This is a genomic window from Lactiplantibacillus dongliensis (assembly GCF_005405105.1).
GTDB lineage: Bacteria > Bacillota > Bacilli > Lactobacillales > Lactobacillaceae > Lactiplantibacillus > Lactiplantibacillus dongliensis.
Genome location: NZ_BJDK01000005.1, coordinates 77,599 through 92,896, shown reverse-complemented (window position 1 = coordinate 92,896; position 15,298 = coordinate 77,599). Strand labels below are relative to the sequence as shown.

Here is a 15,298-nt window from a genome sequence, read left to right as displayed (position 1 = left end):
TTATACCGCATTTTTATAATTTTTATTGTGTTCATGCAGTCAAACTATTTAAATTTTTAGTAAAAAGGCTTATAATAGCTAAACTGATTAGATAAGTTTGTCAACAAATTCAAAAATGAGGCGAAAAAATGGTTGATACAACTGGTCATCGTTACAGTCAATTATGGCTGACGCTGACCTTGATTTTAGGCACTTTTTGTACAGCACTTACCACGAATATGCTAGTTACCACGTATCCCACGCTGATGACGAAGTTTTCAATCTCCAGCGCAACCGTCCAATGGTTGACGACCGGCTCGCTGTTAGTGATGGGGATTATGATTCCCGTCAGTGCGTGGTTACTGAATAATTTTAGTCTGCGCGTCATTTACGTTGCGGCCCTCAGTTGCTTTTTAGGCGGCTTGATCATTAGTTACACCGCTACGAATTTTCAGCTGATTCTACTAGGTCGATTAGTCCAAGCCTTAGGAATTGGGATTACTTTTCCAACGATTCAAACAGTCCTACTGGTCATTTATCCGCCCGAAAAGCGCGGTACGATGATGGGCCTTGGCGGTATTGTGATTGGCTTGGCACCCGCCCTGGGGCCAACCGTCTCTGGCTGGATCTTGGATAATGCGAGTTGGCGCGACCTCTTTGGCATGATGATTCCGCCAGTATTCATCGTCTTGCTACTCGCCATCTTTACTGTTAAACCAGTCATTCCATTGAAGAAGTCCCCCTTAGACGCCGGTGCAATCGCGTTATCGACGCTTGGCTTTGGTAGTCTACTCTACGGCTTTTCATCAGTCGGTAATTCCGGTTGGGGCGCGCCGATTGTTTGGGGCAGCATTGTTGTCGGCATCTTGTTAATTGCCGGTTTCGTTTGGCGTGAATGGCCGCAAGCCCAACCGTTGCTCAACATCCGGCTATTAAAAGTACCGTCATTTACGATTGCCTCCCTCATTACGGCGCTGGCAAATACGGCCATGATTGGGATCCAAGTCGTGCTACCGATGTACTTGCAAAACGTGCGCGGGTTAACACCCTTGCAATCTGGCTTGATGATTCTTCCCGGCGCACTCTTATACGGGGTCATCAGTCTGGTTAGCGGGCGCGCTTATGATCATATTGGCGGTCGGCGTTTAGCGTTAATGGGCATGTTCTTATTGACGTTAGGTACGCTCCCCTTTGCCTTTTTAACCCAGCAGACGCCCTATACCTATATTTTATTCGAATACATCGTCTTAATGAGTGGCGTCGCACTAGTCGCAATGCCATTGACAGCCGCTAGTTCCGTTGATCTAACCGGTATTCAGCTCAGTCATGGCACCGCAATCAATAGTACGATGCGGCAAGTCATGACGTCGATGGGGACCGCCATTTTGGGCAGTGTCTTGACTAACGTGACGACGCAAGCGCAACCAGCTGTGGCGCTACTGACACACGCCCCATTAGTCTATCGTGACCAACTGACTACCGCCGCCATGCACGGCTTTCACGCCGCCTTTTTAGTGGCGACAGTCATGGGACTATTGGGCTTAATCCTAGCCAGCTTGGTTAAAAAGCCCCAGAAAGCTCAGGTGATCAAATGATTTTAATCATACTTATGCTGGGCTTACTCGGCTTTATCGTAGGCTTTCTAGCTTTAAAACAGCGAGTCCAACGGTGGGCAGTTGGCGGCACTAGCCTACTGGTTCTAGTCATTGCGGCCAGCTTAATGATTGGTAATGATACCCAACATTGGGGCATGCAAGCGGTCACTAAAACGACCACGACTACCTTGCAGTCCGCAGTTAAAAATGATGCGGTCTCACTGTTGCTGTATGCGCCGATCAAACACGCGACGACCGAAAGAATTTACATTTATCGGCCAATGAATCAAACGAAACGTCAACATACCGCGGCTAACTTGACGACCCACGTCACTGTTCGACCGTCAAAGACTAACACCGCCGTCTTAACAACTAAAACCACGCGTTGGACTTACCGTAACGCGATTTGGCGTTGGTTATTTAGTCTCACTGGCAACCATACAACCTTAATCAATCGTCGCCAGACATTCAGGCTGCCAAACAACTGGGCAACCTTGAGTGTCAGTCAGGCACAATGGCTGGCAAAACAAGCCCAGGTCTTAAAGACAACCGAACAAGCAACCATGGCGACTAAAATCAAGCAATTACGGACCGCTGACCCGAGTCTAAGTGTTGCTCAGGCTAAAGCCCAGGTTGAACAACAACTCCAAAAACAAACGCCAAGTAGGCTTGCCAAACTCATTAAACAAGCCCAACAACAATCTAAATATTAAACCGAACCATGGACCAGTAGCGGGTAAATTCAGCCACCAGCTACTGGTCTTTCTTTGTAACCCAGGACCTAAATGGGCTAACAAAAATAACTATACCAATTTTGAATAAATTTAGGCGCAACCCTAATAAAGACAGGGGATTACCGATGATCTAAATAATAATTACAGCGCTTTCACTTGACTTCACCCCCCTTGAACGGGTATTTTAGAAGACAAACCCGGTTAGAAAACGATTTCATAGCAACCAAATAGACAAGGGAGCAATCAACATGGCTTACAAAACAATTAATCCATATACCAATGAGCTTTTAAAAACGTATCCAAACACCACTGACGCCGAACTTGAGCAGGCGTTAGCCAGTGGACACCAACTATACCAACAGTGGCGGACAGCCGCCCCTAGCACTCGTGCGGCCACCTTACACCAACTGGCCACTTTAATGCGGACTGAAAAACATCAACTGGCCACGGTTTTAACGACCGAAATGGGCAAGCTGATTGGTGAAGCCGAAGCCGAAGTCGAGCTTTGTGCTGATATTGCCGACTACTTTGCCGATCACGGCGCTGACCTTTTAGCCCCCACCCCACTGACAACCGGAGCTGGTAAGGCTTATTTTGCCAAGCAAGCCGTCGGAATTCTAGTGATGGTCGAACCGTGGAATTTCCCTTACTACCAGATTATGCGGGTCTTTGCGCCCAACTATATGGTCGGTAATCCGATGATTTTGAAGCATGCCTCCAACACGCCTAGTTCCGCGGCCGCCTTTGCCGACGTCGTTACTCGCGCCGGTGCCCCCGCGGGTAGTCTGACCAATCTCTTTATCAGCTATGACCAAGTCAGTGCTGCCATTGCGGACAAGCGGGTTGCCGGCGTGGCCTTAACTGGTTCAGAACGTGGTGGCGCCGCCGTGGCCCAAGAAGCCGGCGCTAACTTGAAGAAGTCAACGATGGAACTAGGCGGCAACGATGCCTTTATTATTCTAGATGACGCCGACTGGGACTTAGTTAAGGCCGTCGCGCCACAAGCCCGCCTATTCAATAACGGCCAAGTTTGTTCTGCCTCAAAACGTTTCATCGTGATGGCTGATAAGTATGAGGACTTCTTAGCTTATATGAAGGCTGAATTCGCCAAAGCCAAACCAGGTGATCCCCTCGATCCCGCAACGACGCTAGCACCGATGAACTCAGCGCGGGCTAAGCAAAAGTTACAAAAGCAAGTCGATGCCGCGATTGCTGCGGGCGCCAACGTATACGCGGGGAACCATCCAATCGACTTACCTGGACAATTCTTTGAACCCACGATTTTAACCGATATTACGAAAGATAATCCGGCATTTGACGAAGAAATGTTTGGCCCCGTCGCCGCAGTCTACAAAGTTCACTCAGAAGCTGAAGCAATTGCCTTGGCCAACGATTCCAGCTACGGTCTAGGCAGCACTGTCTTCTCCCAAGACGCTAACCGTGCCGACCGGGTGGCGCAACAATTGGAAGCGGGGATGACCACCATTAACCGCGCTTGGATCACAGCACCAGAACTACCATTCGGTGGCGTTAAACATTCCGGCTACGGTCGGGAATTATGTGAATCAGGACTGAATGCCTTCGTCAATGAACATTTGATTTTGAATGCTAGTGAACACTAAAAACATCCACTTAGTGCTAATTTAAGTTACCGCCTGTTGGTCACGCGTTTCAGCCGATACTGGCTCAACCAGAGCAACACTTTAAGTTAACTAGCACCAAACATCAGCGTCTCTAAAAAAAGGTCGTGCGACTTGAAATCCGTCGCACGACCTTTTTAATATCAGTCTAACTGATTTGTCGAGCGACTAGCCCTCAACGCCACGCCAATATAGCCCAACGAAACTAGTGCCAACACCCAAAACATGCCTTGATAAGTCACCCCTTCGACCAACCAACCTAAGCTAACGGCGCCCAGTCCCATACCCAAATCATACGCATTTAAAAACATGCCCGTCGCAGTATCCCGATTATCAATCGTAGTGACTTTAAACAACCACGCTTGCAAGGTCGGGTAAATCGCCCCATCGGCCACCCCGTAAAAGATGCCCGCAATGATCAGGAGCCAATTACTAGTCACCACCGCAATCAAAATAACGCCAATCAGCAGTAGGCCAGTGCTGAGCATCAAAATCAAGCGGGGTCCCCGTTGGTCAAACGTGCGGCCAACAATCGGTCGAATCACGACCCCGGCGATGGCGGCAACAAAAAAGAAGCCCGAGATAGCCGTTAAATGCCGTAGTTGCGCATAGATGGGCGTAAATGTCATGACCCCGCTCATTAGAATCCCCAAAATGAACACGAGACCACACTGCGGTAAAAATTGCCGATCAAAAACTGGCGCTTTAACAGCGTTCTGCACGCGCCGCGGCTTAGCAGTCGTCCCCAAAATAGCAACTAAGGCGGCTGCTAAAATACCGATACACGTTAAAAAGAACGCTTGAAAGGAATAATGCTGAACAACGGCTAATGCTAGTAATGGCGCTAACGACGCCGTCACCATCGTCCCAATACCAAAGTAGCCCATCCCCTCACCAATCTTTTGATGCGGTAATTCATCGGCAGCGGAAGTCGCAAAGTAAGTCGTCGTCAGCCCATGCCCCAGACCGTTGAATAACCGTAATAAGACTAACAACCCAAAACTACCAAGTAAGGGGTAACCGACTGCGGCTAATAAATACAGGAAGATACCCACCATCAATAAAATTTTTTTAGAAAAACGCTCCGAAAACCAAGGGACAAATAATCGCGTAACTAACGCGGCAAACATAATCGCGCCCACAAAAATACCAATCTGACCAGGCGTTAACCCCAACTTTTTCCCATACAACGGCAAAACCGGGACCTGCATGTTGTAAACCATAAATAAAAGCGCATTCCCAATTAAGATTAAAATAAAGTTCCGATTCCAATACGATGTTTCCATCCTTACTTCCTCCCCCAAAGACAAAAAAGGCGACCAGAAAAGATAGTTTAAACCATCTTATCTGGCCGCAGCCCTCCGATACTCTTGTGAGTACCTTATCTAACTTATAAGTCTTCCGAATTAATTATTTTGAATTTAAGATAAAGTCTACCGTATCACCTGTTGAAAAATCAAGGATAATTTTTATGGACGAAGGGTTAAAAAACAAATATAGTCCTAAACGCTGGGTGCTTGTTAAAATTGCCGCCTGCCGGTTGGTTCCTAAAACGCTGGAACGCCATGGGCCATTTTGAAGCCAAGCCCGGTCTTCAAAACTGGCCTTGGCCTAAAGTCCGAGCAACCCCCTCGCACTAAGGCCAACGACACGGCTGAGCATTTTAGGAACCAACCTCTCGGCTAAATGACCGAATTGAAAATAATCAATCACTAATTTTTTAATAGCCACTAATTAACGCCGGGCGGGCCAGAATTGGCTCAGTGGTGTCGTTGATCTAAGTTGCCTGATTTTGGGCAACTTAGATCAAGCCCGGCTTGCGAGACCGCACTTTGGCTCGCAAACGTGGCCACCACGTTCCAGCCGATTCTGGGCCAACCAGAGTGGCAAATTACACCTTTATGAATACGAAAAAAACAAGCCAACTAACGGTCAGCTTGCTTTAATCAACTCAAATTTAGTCGCGTTCTAAGACGGTCACACTTTCAATGTGTGGTGTTTGTGGGAATTGGTCCACTGGCTGAACCGGCGCACAGATGTGGTAGCCGTGTTCACCAAAACGTTGGACATCGCGCACTAAAGTCGATGGGTTACAACTAATGTAGACCACGCGCTTTGGTCCCATTTCAGCGGCACTTTCGATAAAGGCCGCATCAAGACCTTTACGTGGGGGATCAACGACAACGACATCTGGTTTGATATCATCTTCAGCCCACTTAGCCATCGCCTTTTCAGCACTATCCAAGACGAACTTCACATTATGAATATCATTCTTGTCAGCGTTTTGACGGGCATTGTCAATCGCGGCTGGTACAATATCGACTCCATAAACTTGCTTGGCATGTTGCGCCATCGTAAGTGAGATCGTCCCAATCCCAGAATACGCATCGATCACCGTTTCATTGCCAGTTAAACCAGCCTTGTCAATCGCCAATTGGTACAACTTTTCAGTTTGTTGGGGATTAACTTGGTAGAAGGACTGGGCCGAAATCGCAAAGGTCAACCCTAATAATTGATCATCAATAGTTGATTTACCCGCTAGCACGTTGTTAACCGGTCCTAAGATGACGTTAGTCTGCTTTTGGTTGACGTTTTGGATGATGCTGACCACCTCAGGTAAAGCGGCTTGAATCTCCGATACGACCACGTCAGCCATTGGCAAATGTTTCGTCCGCGTCACAATCACAACCATCATTTCATGGCTGTAGTAACCACGCCGAACCATGATCGTCCGAATCGTCCCACTATGATGAAATTCATCATAAGGGGCTTCATGGTATTTCCGTAAGATGTCCCGAATAACCACAATAGCTTGGTCAATTGCTGGGTCTTGAATATAGTAATCTTCAATCGGCATTAATTGATGACTATTCTTCTTGTAAAAACCAGTCGTCAATTCGCCTTGGACTTTCCGAACTGGCACTTGCGCCTTATTCCGGTATTGGGTTGGATTTTCCATCCCAATGGTTGGTAAGACTTCCACATCGTCCATATGCACTTTGGCGAATAATTCAGCGATTTGATGTTGCTTGAACTTCAATTGTTCGCTGTATTCCAAATGTTGCAACGGCGCAATCCCAGTCTGACGGTAGACCCGCCCTTTAGGGTTAACCCGATGGGGGCTAACTTGCTTGATTTGTTCGACATCCCCAAACGCGAAGTTTTTAGTCGTCTTGGTCACTTTAACGGAGATCTTTTCTTCTGGTAACGCATTATCGATAAAGATTGGGTAATTATCGACTTTCGCGACACCCATCCCTTGATAAGTTAAGTCCATGATATCAACATCTAAGACTTCACCTTTATAAACTGGTAAATTTACTTTCATGAAATTCCTCGTTTTTCTTTCTTGACTAGTTTAATTATTTTATATAAACAGGCTTTTTCACCTGACGGATTTAGTTGAAACGCCTTAGATCGGGCAATCAGGGCGACGCACTGATTAGCCCACCGATTCAGGTCGTTAAAAAAATTACCGTTCACCATTGTATCGGTAAACGATAATTTAAGCAAGCTATTCAGTTTCCGTTTCCGACTTATCGGCTGGTAATTGATCGACGGCAGAGACAAAATTCCGCTCCGCATCTTGCAATTCAGAATCAGAATCCGTAATGGCCTCTTCTGGAATACGATCCGTATCCGCAAAGAATTCAATATGTTGCTTAAAATCCTTAAACGTCATCGGGGCATCGCCGCCGTATTCGCCATCCAAGTTAATCATTAACCGACCCTCAACCGGCTTAGCAACCACTTTATTGGTCTTCACATAAATGATGCTTGGATCATTGATATGCTTCCCGCCATTCAAGACTAAGGTCATCAAATGCAAGATTTTCGCTAAATTACTGGTCTTCACAATAATCATTGTGAACTTACCATCATCTAACGAGGCATCCGGCACGATCTTTTCAAAGCCACCGACTGAATTCGTCAGCGCTAAGAAAAACATTGAGGCCTTGCCTTTAAAGTGCCCGCCGTCATACTTCAAATCCATCTCAATTGGTTTAACCCGTGGCAATAATTCAGCCCCTTTGGCTAAATAAGCTGCGTAACCAAAGATTGACTTCAATTGTGAGGGGACATCATAAGTCAGTTCCGTCAGCATCCCACCAGCCGCAATGTTGATGAAATACTGGTCACCGGCTTGGCCGATATCCATTTTAACCGTTTGTTGCTTTAAAACGACTTTCGCCGCCGCGACGGGATTATCACGGGGAATGTGTAACGCCCGAGCATAGTCATTCGTCGTTCCAGCCGGGATAATAGCCATCTTAGGCCGCCGTTTTAAGCCGGCTAGCCCGTTGACCACTTGGTTGATGGTGCCATCGCCACCGGCTGCGACAATTAATTCAAACCCATCTTTGGCACACCGACGCGCTTCGTCAGCCGCCGAATTTGGGGTTGGCGTCGTCGCATAAGCACTGGTCTCGTACCCGGCCTGTTCAAAGATCCCTAAAATTTCGACTAGATCATGGGCCAAAGCCTCACGTCCAGAAGTCGGGTTATAAATTAGTCGTGCCCGTTTACGCATGTTACTTTCCTCCGCGTCCTGTCTGTTTAGTATCTGTTCTTTAGTGTTTTATCTTAACTTACTGTTGCTTAGTAAAGGCGGTGATTGACCGCCTTTTTTGGGCTTGATTTGCCGAAACGTGTTCGGCAAGCCTGAGACTTCCGCTTGCTACGCCAGTCAATCATACCGGAAAGTACACCGGTATCATTGCCTAGCTAGGCAATGCTCAGTCTCACCCGGCTTACCTCACACTCTAACGAGCTTGCAACGAAGCCATCAACAACTTATTAACAACCTTCGGATTAGCCTTACCATGCGTCTGCTTCATAATTTGGCCCACTAAGAAGCCGACTGCCCGGTCTTTACCATTCTTAAAGTCATCGATTGATTGTTGGTTGTTTTCCAAGACATTATCGATAATTGGTTGTAATTGGGCTGGATCAGATAATTGAACTAAGCCCTTGTCATTGACCCACTTAACTGGTTCAGAACCAGCCATGATTGCCTTGAAGACTTTCTTGGCAATCTTGCTAGAAATCGTTTCGTCAGAGATCATCTTGATCATGCCAGCTAAATTCTCCGGTGTTAACTTGGTATCTTGTAAATCGACCTTGTTTTCATTCAAGAAGGCATTAACGTCCCCTTGTAAGTAGTTTGAGGTCAACTTAGGATCAGCACCTTGTGCGACCGTCGCATCAAAGAAGTCTGACATTTCCTTCGTTTGCGTTAAGACACCCGCATCGTAAGGGGTCAAGCCGAAATCATTCACGTAACGATCCCGACGTGAACCTGGCATTTCTGGGATTGTGGCTTGCACATCGTGAATCCAATCATCACTGATAACTACCGCTGGAATATCAGGTTCTGGGAAGTAACGGTAATCATCGCTACCTTCCTTGACCCGCATTAAGATAGTCTGGCCAGCCGTTTCATCAAACCGCCGAGTTTCTTGTTGAACTTGGCCGCCCGACATTAAGACCCGTTGTTGCCGTTGTTCTTCATATTCCAAGGACTTCTTAACGTAGTTGAAGGAGTTCAAGTTCTTCATTTCGGTCTTGACGCCATAGGTATCGGAGCCGGCTGGACGAATCGAAATGTTGACATCGACCCGCATTGACCCTTCTTCCATCTTAACATCAGAAACGCCGGTAAATTGGATACGTTGACGTAAAGCTTCACAATAAGCATAAGCTTCCGCCGGTGAACTAATGTCCGGTTTTGAGACAATTTCAATCAACGGGGTCCCTTGCCGGTTCAAGTCGACATATGAATGGGTGCTGGCATGCGTGTTTTTCCCGGCATCTTCTTCGATATGCATTTCTTCAATCCCGACTTTTTTCTTTTGACCATCCACTTCAATTTCAAGCCAGCCGTCATGGGCTAGTGGCTTTTCATGTTGAGTGATTTGGTAAGCTTTCGGGTTATCTGGGTAGAAATAATTCTTCCGGTCAAAATAAGTTTCTTGTTCAATTTCAGCATGTAAAGCAGTCGCTGCTTTAATCCCAGCTTCAACTACGCCTTTATTGGCCGTTGGTAAGACCCCGGGATAGCCCCAGTCGATCACGTTCGTGTTGGCGTTAGGTTCTGCACCGAATTGCACGGGTGATGGACTAAAAATTTTGGAATTGGTTTTTAATTCAACATGGACTTCAAGTCCAATCGTCGTCACAAAATTCATTTAGTTCGTCCCTCCTAAATCTGGGGTCGCCTGATGAAAATCAGTCGCTTGTTCAAAGGCATAACCAGCCTTGTAAAGCGTGCTTTCATCAAAAGACTTACCAATTAATTGTAACCCAACTGGCATGCCATCAGCTAAGCCAGCTGGAATTGACATCCCAGGTAAACCGGCTAAGTTAACCGGAATCGTCAAGACATCGTTCATATACATCGTGATTGGGTCAGAGATTTCATCGCCAATCTTGAACGCAGGGGTTGGTGCAGTCGGGCCGATGATTAAATCATAATCATTGAAGACCTTGTTAAAGTCATCAATAATCATCGTCCGGACTTGACCAGCCTTGTGGAAGTAAGCATCGTAATAACCCGCTGATAAGGAGAACGTCCCTAACATGATCCGCCGTTTAACTTCATCACCAAAGCCTTCAGAACGGCTACGAACATAGACATCTTCCAAGTTCTTCACATCTTGAGCGCGGAACCCATAGCGAATCCCATCGAACCGTTGTAAGTTAGATGATGCTTCCGATGACGCGATAATATAGTAAGCTGAAACCCCATAGCGACTATGTGGTAACGAGACTTCTTCAACCGTGGCCCCTAAGTCTTCAAATTGCTTGACGGCATTTTGGATGACTTCGCGAACCTTAGGATCAATTCCGTCGCCCATATATTCTTTTGGCAACGCAATCTTCATGCCTTTAATATCACCAGTCAAACCCGCGGTAAAGTCCGGCACTGCTCGCTTGGAAGACGTGCCATCATGCACATCGTTACCCGCAATTAAATTCAACGCTGCAGCGTTATCTTTAACCGTTCGTGTCATTGGTCCGATTTGGTCTAGTGAAGACCCAAAAGCAATTAAGCCCCAACGAGAAACACGACCATACGTTGGCTTCATCCCAACGATACCGTTAAATGACGCTGGTTGCCGAATTGAACCACCGGTATCAGAACCATAGGCAACCGGCACTTGACCAGAAGCCACGGCTACCGCTGAACCACCAGATGAGCCACCAGGAACGCGACTAACATCCCAAGGGTTCTTGGTTACTTTAAAGGCTGAGTTTTCAGTTGACCCACCCATGGCAAATTCATCCATGTTGGTCTTACCGACAATCACCATGTCATTCGCTAACATCTTATCAACGACCGTCGCATTATAAACGGGCACAAAGTTTTCCAACATCTTGGAAGCCGCCGTCGTTGTTAAGCCTTTGGTCACAATGTTATCTTTGACCCCCACGGGAATCCCCGCTAACAAGTTGTCAGCATTGATGCCTTTAGCATCGATGGCTTGGGCATTCTTCAAAGCTGCATCAGCGTTCAAGTTTAAGAACGCGTCAACTTTAGCATCGGTTTTTGCCATGTTGTCAAAGGTTGCTTGGGTCAATTCGGCCGCACTAATCTTTTTAGCAACTAGATCAGCATGCAGACTCGTTAAATCTTGGTTGAAAAAGTCCATTATTCGCCGTCCCCACTTTCGTCAATAATTGTTGGTACTCGGATTAAGCCTTCCGCCGTTTCAGGCGCGTTGGCTAATAGGGCCTGCCGTTGGTTGCTTTGAACGGCAACGTCATCACGTAAGGCATTCTGCCGATCGCTAACTCGCGACGTTACAGGGACCCCAGTTGTATCAACCGTACTTAATTCTTCAAACATGCCAATAATTTTTTCCAACTGACCAGTAAATAGTTCTAATTGGTCGGGGGTAAATTCGAGCTTCGCGAGTTCCGCGACATGCTTAACTTGTTCGGCATTAATGCGTTCTTCAGCCATCAAATTTCCTTCTTTCTTAATCTTTTGCGTTATACGTGTTTGAACATCACTTATTGACCACTAATACATTATAGTTCGTACGCTTGAAACTAGTTGGATTAACTTGTCACTCTGGTTGGTCCAGCATCGATCCAGACCAACCGAAGCGGAAAAAGTCAGCGCTTAATTATCGCCTTGATCACTAAAGACATGCGTGTAATACGAACTGCCTTTAGCCGTCCGCGCTAAGAAGCTTTGAATATCGCCATTGGCACTCTTAACCGTAATTTCAACGGGAACCCCAGATGGCAAATAACGCTTAGCAGCGGTAGCTAAATATTGCGTAAAGCTGATAATTTCAGTCTCACTGTAGAACTTCGTCGTGATATTAACGCTTAACTTGCTCAACGACTTGTCTTTGTAATGGGCATTCGCCGTCACACCTGACAAGTTCGGGAAGAAGTTTTGGACATGCGACTTAAATGATGAGAAATCTGACTCATCATTACTGTTCGCACCGCTATTCTTCGATTCCGTCGTTGCTGGGAAGACGTAATTTTGCCAATTCAATGATTTCCAATTTGAAATCGACGTGGCCCCATTTTTAGAAACCGCGTAGGCAATCATGTTCCCACCTACTAGACTATCATTTGACGACTGCTTGTAAAGCGCTAAGACGATTGGCACCCGCTTTAAAGCTGATTTTTGCCGCAACCGTTGTAACACGGTGTTGGCCATCTTTTTACCTTGAGCGGTTAATTCCGTCGTGGTGATATTCGTCTCATAGGTTGCCCCATATTCAACCTTAGTGTAGTAATCTACGGCGTTCATCCCTAGACCAACCGTGACGCCGCCAAGATTCAACTTACTGCCGCTTTGAACCATATAATCTTGTTCTTCTAATTGTTGTAAATAGATTGGGTTCCGCGTATCGGCACCGGTTTTCCCGTTACTCTTAGGGTTTAACCCATCCTCATTATCCTTGGTCTTACGGCCTAACCAATTTTCAACCGTCGACGTACTCAAATACTGACCTTCTTGATAAACATACTTGTTTGTCGGGAAGACTTTCTTTGAAACATCCAATAAGCCCGTTTCAAAGCTCTTTAAATTCATGACGTTATCATTTTGTGAAACGTTGACGCCGCGCGATTTACTCGTCCGGTAACGGCCCTTCTTAATAACCCCTTGATAAAACTCTGAATCCGTGGTCCCAGTGGTGGTCGTCGTTTTCGACCCAGTTGTTGTCGTCTGACTCGTACTATTAGAACCAAATGACGAACTCTTCAAATTTCCGCAGGCGGCCAGAACAATCGCGGTAATTGCCACTAAGCCCATCGTGCGTATGCGTTTAATTGTCACGCTTGTGCATCCTCCCTCATTGTCGTGCTGAACCGTGCTTCATCCCAAACGGTAATGTCCAGCTGTTGTGCTTTTTGCAACTTACTGCCGGCATCGGTTCCGGCAACCACTAAGTCCGTCTTCTTAGAGACGCTTCCAGTGACTGTCGCACCGTGATCTTGCAACCACTGTGTCGCAGCCGGTCGAGTAAAGCTCTGTAACTTACCCGTTAAAACCACGCGCTTGCCAGCAAACCAACTGTTGCTGTCTAAAGCGGCGGTCTCACTAGGGCCTTGGTAAGTCGTATTGACACCCACGGTTTGTAGCTCCTTAACTAGGGCTTGCGCACCATCACTGTCAAAATATTGAACGACTGCGTTGGCAATAATGTCGCCCATCGAGTCAATCGCCGCAATTTCTTCCTGACCGGCCGCCATCAAAGCGTCGATCGTTTCAAAATGTTGAGCAATCAACCGGGCGACTTTAGCGCCAACGTGGCGAATCCCAAGGCCGAACAATAAACGTTCAAGTGAATTATTGCGACTACGGTCAATCGCTGTCAAGAGGTTTTCTGCAGATTTATCTTTTACTTTATCTAATGCTAATAATTGATCCTTGGTCAACCGATATAAATCCGCCACATCGCTGACCAAATGATTGGTATAGAGTTGGGCAATCAACTTTGGACCTAAGCCATCAATGTTCATCGCATTCCGCGAGGCAAAGTGGACTAAGCCTTCTTGCACTTGCGCAGGACATTTCGGGTTGATACAGCGTAATGCCACTTCATCTTCCAAATGCACGAGTAATGCCCCACAGGATGGACAATGGGTTGGAATCGTTAACTTTTCAGCATCTTTTGGTCGTTTCGTTAAATCCACGGCCGAAATTTCCGGAATAATGTCACCAGCTTTGTGTAGCAACACAGTATCACCGATGCGCACATCTTTAGCGGCCACATAATCAGGATTATGCAATGACGCCCGCGCAACCGTGGTCCCGGCTAATTGCACCGGATCCATCACGGCTGTCGGGGTCACCACCCCGGTCCGACCGACTGTCCACTCAACATCTTTAAGCAGCGTCGGCTGTTCGTCCGGTGGAAACTTAAATGCAATCGCCCAGCGCGGCACTTTGACGGTCGCGCCTAATGACCGCTGCAACGGTAAAGGATTCGCTTTAATAACAATCCCATCAATCCCATAGGCTAAGTCCGGCCGTTCATTTTGATAATGGTCAATATAACTAAACACCTCGGCCATCGAATGCGCGACTTTGAAGGTCGGATTAATCGCCAACCCCAAGTCTGCAAATTCTGCCAGCATGTCACTTTGGGTGCGGGCCGTTAACGGCTCATAATCCGCCACGTTATACATAAAGGTACTTAATTGACGTTCAGCTGTAACTTTCGTATCTAGCTGGCGTAATGACCCAGCCGCTGCGTTCCGCGGATTGGCAAAGACGCTTTCACCAGCAGCTTCCCGCCGTGCATTCAAGGCCGCAAAAGCGGCTTTGGGCATATAGCATTCGCCCCGAACTTCAATCGTTAACGGCCGGCTCAATTCGTGTGGAATTGAGTCAATCGTCATAATATTACGGGTAATATCTTCGCCAACCGACCCATTACCTCGCGTTGAGCCTTGAACTAACTTGCCGTTTTCGTATTGTAGCGATAAGGCTAAGCCATCAATTTTCAATTCGCAATTATAGTCAAACGGTTCCTCGACATTTTGCCGTAAGCGGTCATCAAATGCCTGCAATTCGGCTTGTGAAAAGACATCGCCCAAAGACAGCATTGGAATCGGATGTTGGACCTTCGTAAAGCCAGCTTTAACCGTCCCACCAACTAATTGGGTTGGTGAATCACTCGTCACAATGCTAGGAAACGCCGCTTCTAACGCCACTAAGCGCGCATACTCACGGTCATAAGTATCATCTTCAACTTTAGGGGCATCATTATCATAATAATCTTGCCGCCACTGATTTAATTCAGTCCGTAAACTGGCGGCTTCGGTCGCCGCTGCTGCTTGATCCAGTTCACTGATCGGTTTGTTTGCCATTATG

11 protein-coding genes are annotated in these 15,298 nt (G+C 46.8%); 3 read left to right on the top strand and 8 right to left on the bottom strand.

Annotated elements, in window-relative coordinates; all coding sequences use genetic code 11:
• Positions 1-128: 128 nt before the first annotated feature.
• From FFM80_RS02675 to FFM80_RS02665, 3 genes are all read left to right on the top strand, one after another.
• Positions 129-1,574 (top strand): MDR family MFS transporter, encoded by a 1,446-nt coding sequence (locus FFM80_RS02675; RefSeq protein ID WP_137639389.1) that lies wholly within the window; start codon positions 129-131, stop codon positions 1,572-1,574.
• Positions 1,571-2,287 carry a DUF4811 domain-containing protein gene (locus FFM80_RS02670; RefSeq protein WP_137639388.1) on the top strand — a complete coding sequence of 239 codons (717 nt, stop codon included), beginning with the start codon at positions 1,571-1,573 and terminating at the stop codon, positions 2,285-2,287. The genes FFM80_RS02675 and FFM80_RS02670 overlap by 4 nt, the downstream gene beginning before the upstream one ends.
• A 269-nt stretch (positions 2,288-2,556) precedes the next feature.
• Positions 2,557-3,930: an NAD-dependent succinate-semialdehyde dehydrogenase gene (locus FFM80_RS02665; RefSeq protein ID WP_137639387.1), complete on the top strand. Its 1,374-nt coding sequence runs from the start codon at positions 2,557-2,559 to the stop codon at positions 3,928-3,930.
• Positions 3,931-4,091: 161 nt separating this feature from the next.
• Here the strand turns inward: FFM80_RS02665 and FFM80_RS02660 are convergent, their stop codons facing one another.
• The 8 genes from FFM80_RS02660 to ligA form a co-directional block, all read right to left on the bottom strand.
• Positions 4,092-5,234, bottom strand: a complete 1,143-nt coding sequence (locus tag FFM80_RS02660; protein WP_137639386.1) for an MFS transporter — start codon at positions 5,232-5,234, stop codon at positions 4,092-4,094.
• Positions 5,235-5,905: 671 nt separating this feature from the next.
• Entirely contained in the window at positions 5,906-7,276 is a 1,371-nt protein-coding gene (gene rlmD, locus FFM80_RS02655) for a 23S rRNA (uracil(1939)-C(5))-methyltransferase RlmD (protein WP_137635466.1), read from the bottom strand.
• A gap of 186 nt (positions 7,277-7,462) precedes the next feature.
• Positions 7,463-8,479: a diacylglycerol kinase gene (locus FFM80_RS02650; RefSeq protein ID WP_137639385.1), complete on the bottom strand. Its 1,017-nt coding sequence runs from the start codon at positions 8,477-8,479 to the stop codon at positions 7,463-7,465.
• A 232-nt stretch (positions 8,480-8,711) separates the two neighbouring features.
• Complete coding sequence (gatB, locus tag FFM80_RS02645; protein WP_137639384.1) at positions 8,712-10,136, bottom strand: Asp-tRNA(Asn)/Glu-tRNA(Gln) amidotransferase subunit GatB; 1,425 nt, start codon at positions 10,134-10,136, stop codon at positions 8,712-8,714.
• Positions 10,137-11,600 (bottom strand): Asp-tRNA(Asn)/Glu-tRNA(Gln) amidotransferase subunit GatA, encoded by a 1,464-nt coding sequence (gene gatA, locus FFM80_RS02640; RefSeq protein ID WP_137639383.1) that lies wholly within the window; start codon positions 11,598-11,600, stop codon positions 10,137-10,139. It abuts the gene before it with no gap.
• Complete coding sequence (gene gatC, locus FFM80_RS02635) at positions 11,600-11,914, bottom strand: Asp-tRNA(Asn)/Glu-tRNA(Gln) amidotransferase subunit GatC (RefSeq protein ID WP_137639382.1); 315 nt, start codon at positions 11,912-11,914, stop codon at positions 11,600-11,602. Before gatC ends, gatA begins: the two co-directional genes overlap by 1 nt.
• A 162-nt stretch (positions 11,915-12,076) precedes the next feature.
• Complete coding sequence (locus tag FFM80_RS02630; protein ID WP_137639381.1) at positions 12,077-13,255, bottom strand: CamS family sex pheromone protein; 1,179 nt, start codon at positions 13,253-13,255, stop codon at positions 12,077-12,079.
• Complete coding sequence (ligA, locus tag FFM80_RS02625; protein ID WP_137639380.1) at positions 13,252-15,294, bottom strand: NAD-dependent DNA ligase LigA; 2,043 nt, start codon at positions 15,292-15,294, stop codon at positions 13,252-13,254. The genes FFM80_RS02630 and ligA overlap by 4 nt, the downstream gene beginning before the upstream one ends.
• Positions 15,295-15,298: the final 4 nt, after the last annotated feature.

Coding starts and splice junctions, on each gene's coding strand:
- FFM80_RS02675 (WP_137639389.1), top strand. CDS start 129: ATGGTTGATACAACTGGTCATCGTTACAGTCAATTATGGCTGACGCTG.
- FFM80_RS02670 (WP_137639388.1), top strand. CDS start 1,571: ATGATTTTAATCATACTTATGCTGGGCTTACTCGGCTTTATCGTAGGC.
- FFM80_RS02665 (WP_137639387.1), top strand. CDS start 2,557: ATGGCTTACAAAACAATTAATCCATATACCAATGAGCTTTTAAAAACG.
- FFM80_RS02660 (WP_137639386.1), bottom strand. CDS start 5,234: ATGGAAACATCGTATTGGAATCGGAACTTTATTTTAATCTTAATTGGG.
- rlmD (WP_137635466.1), bottom strand. CDS start 7,276: ATGAAAGTAAATTTACCAGTTTATAAAGGTGAAGTCTTAGATGTTGAT.
- FFM80_RS02650 (WP_137639385.1), bottom strand. CDS start 8,479: ATGCGTAAACGGGCACGACTAATTTATAACCCGACTTCTGGACGTGAG.
- gatB (WP_137639384.1), bottom strand. CDS start 10,136: ATGAATTTTGTGACGACGATTGGACTTGAAGTCCATGTTGAATTAAAA.
- gatA (WP_137639383.1), bottom strand. CDS start 11,600: ATGGACTTTTTCAACCAAGATTTAACGAGTCTGCATGCTGATCTAGTT.
- gatC (WP_137639382.1), bottom strand. CDS start 11,914: ATGGCTGAAGAACGCATTAATGCCGAACAAGTTAAGCATGTCGCGGAA.
- ligA (WP_137639380.1), bottom strand. CDS start 15,294: ATGGCAAACAAACCGATCAGTGAACTGGATCAAGCAGCAGCGGCGACC.